The sequence below is a fragment of the Rhizorhabdus sp. genome (genome assembly GCF_018006725.1).
Lineage (GTDB): Bacteria > Pseudomonadota > Alphaproteobacteria > Sphingomonadales > Sphingomonadaceae > Rhizorhabdus.
Genome location: NZ_JAGMXV010000295.1, coordinates 1 through 5,137 on the forward strand (window position 1 = coordinate 1; position 5,137 = coordinate 5,137).

6 protein-coding genes and 1 tRNA gene are annotated in these 5,137 nt (G+C 65.9%); 3 read left to right on the forward strand and 4 right to left on the reverse strand.

The features are described 5' to 3' along the window. Both KAY22_RS24290 and KAY22_RS24295 read left to right on the forward strand, forming a co-directional pair. Window positions 1-320 (forward strand): Bax inhibitor-1/YccA family protein (locus tag KAY22_RS24290; RefSeq protein ID WP_296625713.1); only part of this gene is annotated, 320 nt, incomplete at its 5' end. 96 nt (window positions 321-416) lie between these two features. Beyond that, entirely contained in the window at window positions 417-1,160 is a 744-nt protein-coding gene (locus tag KAY22_RS24295; RefSeq protein WP_296625714.1) for a WecB/TagA/CpsF family glycosyltransferase, read from the forward strand. A gap of 27 nt (window positions 1,161-1,187) precedes the next feature. Here KAY22_RS24295 and KAY22_RS24300 read toward each other — a convergent pair whose 3' ends face one another. The 3 genes from KAY22_RS24300 to KAY22_RS24310 are packed head-to-tail and all read right to left on the reverse strand — an operon-like array spanning window position 1,188 to window position 3,448. Further along, complete coding sequence (locus KAY22_RS24300; protein WP_296625715.1) at window positions 1,188-2,075, reverse strand: dienelactone hydrolase family protein; 888 nt, start codon at window positions 2,073-2,075, stop codon at window positions 1,188-1,190. A 13-nt stretch (window positions 2,076-2,088) separates the two neighbouring features. Then, entirely contained in the window at window positions 2,089-2,445 is a 357-nt protein-coding gene (locus tag KAY22_RS24305; RefSeq protein WP_296625716.1) for a hypothetical protein, read from the reverse strand. A 4-nt stretch (window positions 2,446-2,449) separates the two neighbouring features. Further along, window positions 2,450-3,448 (reverse strand): GDP-mannose 4,6-dehydratase, encoded by a 999-nt coding sequence (locus KAY22_RS24310; RefSeq protein WP_296625717.1) that lies wholly within the window; start codon window positions 3,446-3,448, stop codon window positions 2,450-2,452. Between the two features lie 97 nt (window positions 3,449-3,545). Between KAY22_RS24310 and KAY22_RS24315 the strand changes: the two genes are divergently transcribed. Then, window positions 3,546-3,620: transfer RNA gene (locus KAY22_RS24315), tRNA-Gln, on the forward strand. Between the two features lie 97 nt (window positions 3,621-3,717). Here KAY22_RS24315 and KAY22_RS24320 read toward each other — a convergent pair. Continuing rightward, on the reverse strand, window positions 3,718-5,137 hold a 1,420-nt coding region (locus KAY22_RS24320; RefSeq protein ID WP_296625718.1), incomplete at its 5' end, for a glycoside hydrolase family 3 C-terminal domain-containing protein.

Here is a 5,137-nt window from a genome sequence, read left to right on the forward strand (position 1 = left end):
GCCTGTGGGGCTACACGACGAAGAAGGATCTGTCGGGCTTCGGCACCTTCCTGATCATGGGCGTCGTCGGCCTGCTGGTCGCTTCGCTGCTCAACATCTTCTTCAAGTCGCCGGCCCTCAATCTGGCGATCAGCGCCATCGGCGTACTGCTGTTCGCGGGCCTCACCGCCTATGACACGCAGAAGATCAAGAGCATGTACTTCTACGTCGCCGGCACCGATTTCGCCGGCAAGTCGGTGGTGATGGGCGCGCTGACGCTGTATCTCGACTTCATCAACATGTTCACCTTCCTTCTGCAGTTCCTCGGCGATCGTCGCTGATCCTCGGGCCAAAGGCAAAGATCAGGGCTCGGTGGCGACACCGGGCCCTTTTTCTTTCCGCCGGACCGGCTAATATGGCCGGGTTGGGGAACAGCAATGAAGTATTTGGGACTGCGTTTCGATCCCATCGATATGGATGGCGCGTGCGCGATCCTGCGCTCCCGGACGGGCGACGACGCCTATGCCTATATGGTTACGCCCAATGTCGACCATGTCGTCAGGCTCGCTGAACTGCCGACCACTGCGATCGAATGGAACGCCTATCGCCAAGCCGACTGGTGCCTCTGCGACAGCCGGGTGCTGTCGCTCTTCGCAGCTGCGGATGGCGTCCCGCTTCCGGTTGTCCCTGGCAGCGACCTTACGGCCCATCTCTTTGGCTCGATCCTCTCTGCGGGTGACCGGCTTTGCATAATCGGCGGTCATGCCGGAGATTCTGCCAGGCTGATTGAGCGGTGGCCCGGCCTCGACATCGTCCAGTATGTTCCGCCTATGGGGCTGCGGCACGATGCCGAGGCGCGTGAGCAAGCGGCTCGCTTTGCGGCGACGTCGGGCGCGCGCTTCATCCTGCTGGCGGTCGGTTCCCCTCAGCAGGAGTTGATAGCGACTGCCATCGGAAGGCAGCCAGATGCGCGGGGTACGGCACTGTGCATCGGCGCGTCGCTCGACTTCCTCGTCGGTCGAGAGCGCCGCGCGCCGCGGTGGATGAGGCGCATGGCGCTGGAATGGCTGCACCGCCTGTGGGTCAATCCCCGACGCATGTGGCGCCGTTATCTGCCTGCAGGTCCGCGCATGCTGCGCCTGCGCTGGCGCTATCGCCACGGTCTTCGGCGCAGAAGCTGAGCGCCGACAGCCTGCTTTAAGCCGTGGCTAGGGGCGCAGTCCTTCATTGAAAAAGGCGATCGTCCGATCCCAGGACAACTGCGCAGCGGCGGCGTCGAAGCGCGCGACCGACGTGTCGTTGTGAAATGCATGTTGCGTTCCGGGATAGTCGTAGCGCTGCACCGAGGCTCCTGCAGCCTGCAGCGCGGAGACCCACGGACCGGCCCCGGCATTCACGCGCTCATCCGTCCCTGCATAATGGAGCATCAGCGCCGCCCTCACCTTGGCCGCCTCGGAAGGCGGGGGCGGGGGGCCATAATAAGCGCAGGCGGCAGAAAGCGCCGGGCCGGCCGCGACTGCCAGCCGATTGGCCATCGCCCCGCCCCAGCAGAAGCCGACCACCCCGACCTTCCCGTTCAGCAGCGGATGCGCCGCCAGCCAGTCGATCGTCGCGACGCCGTCGGCGGTCGCCTTGCCCAGGTCGAGCGCGCCAATCATCGTCCGGGCCTTGTCCTCGTCCTGCGGCGTGCCGCCCTCCGGCGCGAGGAAATCTACCGCAAGGCCGACGAAGCCCGCCACCGCCAGGCGTCGTGCGACATCCTTGGTATAAGGCTGCAGCCCGCGGTTTTCGTGGACGACGAGGACTGCCGCCGGCTTCTTCGCATGTTTCTTGGGTATCGCCATATAGCCGAACAGCTGGCGGCCCTCGGCGCCTTTCCAGTGGACCATCCGCGCCGTCAGCCGCTTGTCGTCCTCGGCGATGAGCGCGGCTGCGGCCGGGTCGGCAGCGATTGCCCCGACCAGCATCTGTGCGGCTGCCGCGCTGCCTGCAAGGCGGGTCATGTCCGCCATGAAGGCGCGGCGGTCCTGGCTGCCATGGGTGAAGCGGTCGTACAGGGCGATCGCCCGTGCGCGCAGATCGTCATCCTCAGTCATGGCGGATTGCCTCCTATTGCGGCGTGGGCGATGGCCCTGGCGTAACGAGCGGGGGCGCGGCAGGTTGCGGAGCGGCCGGCGGTGGGACGACGGCCTCGCTGGCGGCGGGCGTCTCGGCAGGCGCCGCAGCGCGCGGCGGCGGAGCCTTCACGACTCCGCCGCCGTCGCGGGGCATTCCGCGAGCGTCGCCGGTCGCGGCATCGATCGCGCTGATCTGGTCCGAACGATCCTGCGGCAGCACATCCTCTTCGATGCTCGTCGCGATCTGTGGCGCGCCGCCCTCCTCGGCCGGCGGGCTCGGCGGCTCCTTCGATGGCCCGCAGCCGGCGAGCAGCAGCAGGGCGGTCAGCAAAGGCAGGGTAGGGCGCATGATGTCAGATCCCATGATAATCGCGGAACCACGTAACGAAGCGGGGCACGCCCTGCTCGATCGTGGTGGTCGGGGCAAAGCCGAGGTCGCGCTCGATCGCGCCGATGTCGGCAAAGGTCTCGCGCACATCGCCCGGCTGCATCGGCTTGTCCTCGCGGATCGCCGGTCGGCCGCAGGCCTGCTCGATCAGGTCGATCAGCCGGCCCAGTTCTTCCGAACGGTGATTGCCGATATTGTAGATCGCATGGGGCGACCGGCTGCCACCGGCCTTTTCCATCCCGTCGTCGAGCGGCGGTCGGTCGAGCGCGGCGACCACCCCGCTGACGATATCGTCGACATAGGTGAAGTCGCGCCGCATATCCCCGCCGTTGAACACCGATATGGGGCGTCCGCGCAAGATCGCATCGGTGAACAGCCACAGCGCCATGTCTGGCCGCCCCCATGGCCCATAGACGGTGAAGAAGCGGAGTCCGGTCAGCTTTATGCGATAGAGATGGGCATAGCTTTCGCTCATCACCTCGTCCGCCTTCTTGGTCGCCGCATAGAGCGATACGGGCTGATCGGCGCGGTCCTCGACGCGGAAGGGCAGGCTGTCATTGCCACCATAGACGGACGAGGAGGACGCATAGACCATATGCGCGACGCCTCGCTGCCGGGCGAGTTCGAGCAGGTTCAGATGTCCGACCAGATTGCTCCTTGCATAGGCGCGCGGATTATCGATCGAATGGCGCACGCCCGCCTGTGCCCCGAGATGGAGGATGCGGTCGAATGAAACGTCGATCATGGCGCTGTCGAACGCCGCGTCGTCGGCAAAATCGCAATGGAGGAAGCGGAAGCGTTCGCCGGCCGCCGCCCTGATCCGGGCGAGCCGATCATGCTTGAGCTGGACCGGATAATAAGCGTTGAGATCGTCGATCCCCACGACCGTCTCGCCCCGCTCGATCAGGCGCAGCGCGCAATGCATGCCGATGAAACCGGCGACGCCGGTGATGAGGATCGTCATGCCTCCGGTCTAGCCCCAAGCGAACGGCAGGAAAACCGATCTTCTGCTCTTCCCATTGCCGCAGCGATGAATATAAGGGCGCCTCGCCAAGCGATGCTGGGGCGTCGCCAAGTGGTAAGGCAACGGTTTTTGGTACCGTCATTCGGAGGTTCGAATCCTCCCGCCCCAGCCAGTTTTCGTCAACGCCAGGTCCAACCTCTCGTAGCCGGTTTGCAGGCACGGGGGGCGATCGACGCGGGCGCCGCCGCCCCACCATCCGGCTGTTTGCTTCAGTCCTTCCATCTGTTGCCGGCCAGCCTGACCGTGACCGGCTCCGACATCTGCTCTGCATCCCTGCCCAAAGCGAAGCGATAGTCGCCGGCGGGCAGGATCCAGCCGCCATCCTTCCAGTCGGCGAGGATGCGCGGGTCGATGGTAACCGAGACGGTTTGCGAAGCGCCTGCGGCAAGGTCGACCCGCTGAAAGCCGGCGAGGCGGCGCAGCGCCTTGCCGTTGCGACCGACGAGGTAGAGCTGCGCCACTTCGGCGCCTTCGCGCTGGCCGACATTTCTGACGGTGAAGCTGGCGGTCAGGCCGTTCAGCTTCAGGCCACCGCTTTCGAAGCGGGTGTAGGACAGGCCATAGCCGAACGGGAACAGCGGTTTGGCGCCGGTGCGCGAGAACCAGCGATAGCCGACGTCGGATCCTTCGATGTCATAATCGAGGTCCAGCTTGTCGCTGCCCGAAGTCGGGTTGCCGCCGAAATCGGGTTCCACCCAGTCGCTGCCATCGAGCTTGGGGCGGGGGAGTTGCGCCTCGCTTGCCGGGAAGGTGATCGGCAAGCGGCCCGAGGGATTGGTGTCCCCGAAGAGCACCGATGCGATGGCGGGGCCGCCCCGCGCGCCGGGATACCAGGCCTCGAGCACGCCCGCGACCTTGTCGAGCCAGGGCATCTTCACCGGCCCGCCCGTTTCCAGCACCACGATGGTGTTCGGATTGGCGGCGGCCACGGCGGCGATGAGTTCGTCCTGTCCGTCGGGCAGCGACAGGTCGGGCAGGTCGAGCCCTTCGGTTGCCCATTGCGTCGCGAAGATGATCGCCACCTCGGCCTGCCGCGCCTTCTCGACCGCATCGCTGATATAGCGCCCGTCGCGGAAAGTGAGCTTGGCGGAGCCGGCGAGCGCGTGGATCGCCTCCATCGGGCTGGACCGATGATATTGCTGCGCGATGAAGCCTGCCCAGACCCCCTTGCCGCTGGCGGGACGGCTGACGACCGGGCCGCCCTCGCCATGGACCTGGCTCGACCCGGCGCCGGACAACACGCCGCCATCGGCATAGCCGCCGATCAGGGCGATCGATTTGGCGGTCTTGGCCAGCGGCAGCACGCCATTGTTCTTCAGCAGAACGATGCCTTGGCGCGCGATCTCCTCGGCGATCTTGGCATTCGCCTCGAAGTCGATCTTGCCGCCGGGCGTGACCGGGTGTTTGTCGAGCCCAGCCGCGTAGATGGCCGTCAGGACGCGCCGGTTCATGTCGTCGACGCGCGCTTTCCATCGATGGTCGGCGGCGGCCTTGTCCTTGAGCTTATCGCCGAAGAAGACGGCGGGATCGAGTTGTTCGCCCGACTGCTGGTCGAGCCCGTTCAGTGCGGCCTCGATATTGGGCACCGCGCCCCAGTCGGACATGACGAAGCCCTTATAGCCCCAGGAT

Excerpts from the sequence above, each read along its gene's own strand:
- KAY22_RS24295 (WP_296625714.1), top strand. The coding sequence starts at position 417 with ATGAAGTATTTGGGACTGCGTTTCGATCCCATCGATATGGATGGCGCG.
- KAY22_RS24300 (WP_296625715.1), bottom strand. The coding sequence starts at position 2,075 with ATGACTGAGGATGACGATCTGCGCGCACGGGCGATCGCCCTGTACGAC.
- KAY22_RS24305 (WP_296625716.1), bottom strand. The coding sequence starts at position 2,445 with ATGCGCCCTACCCTGCCTTTGCTGACCGCCCTGCTGCTGCTCGCCGGC.
- KAY22_RS24310 (WP_296625717.1), bottom strand. The coding sequence starts at position 3,448 with ATGACGATCCTCATCACCGGCGTCGCCGGTTTCATCGGCATGCATTGC.